Raw genomic sequence first — 712 nt, 5'->3', positions numbered from 1 at the left:
TGTAGGGTCTTATTCGAGAGTTAAACCCAAAACAGCCATAAAATCATGGCTGTTTTGGGCTTGTGTTCACTTGGAAGTGATACCAAGTTGAAAGAGCATTATGCGCGGCTGGTTTGTTTGTAGCGGTCAAAAATAACAGCAGCAAGTAATATTGCACCGCGAACGACGTATTGCGCGAATGGTGACATGTTGAGAAGGTTCATTGCATTTTCGACTGTACCCAAAATCAGCACGCCAGCAATCACGTAAGAGACTTTACCGATGCCACCTTTTAGCGACACACCACCAAGGACACAGGCAGAGATAACCACCAATTCAAAGCCCACAGACGTCATAGGCTGACCACTGGTCATACGCGCCGCCAAAATAACCCCCGCCAATGCCGAGATAAAGCCAGACACGGTGAAGATTATCATCTTAGTTTTCACGACATTCACACCCGCTAAGCGAGCCGCTTCTTCGTTGCCCCCAATCGCGAGCGTGTTACGACCATAAACAGTGCGATTCAGCAAGAAAGCAAAAACTCCAAAGGTAATGATCGTCAACCAAATCGGCGTTGGGATACCAATGAATGATGAGTTACCCAGTGCAAAGAAGCTCTCTTCTGTGATGCCCACCGCTTTACCATCTGAAATGATGTAGCCCAAGCCTCGTGCTATCTGCATAGTCGCCAAAGTGGTGATCAGTGCGTTGATTTGCAACTTAGCAATGA

Annotated in this window: 1 protein-coding gene; it reads right to left on the bottom strand. The window is 47.2% G+C overall.

Translation table 11 applies throughout. The features are described 5' to 3' along the window. Positions 1–98: 98 nt before the first annotated feature. On the bottom strand, positions 99–712 hold a 614-nt coding region (locus tag R7Q11_RS26260), incomplete at its 5' end, for an ABC transporter permease subunit (RefSeq protein ID WP_405532486.1).

It is taken from the genome of Vibrio sp. 970, assembly GCF_033339075.1.
The sequence above is the reverse complement of the archived record's forward strand: the minus strand, read 5'-3'. Positions and strand labels throughout refer to the sequence as shown.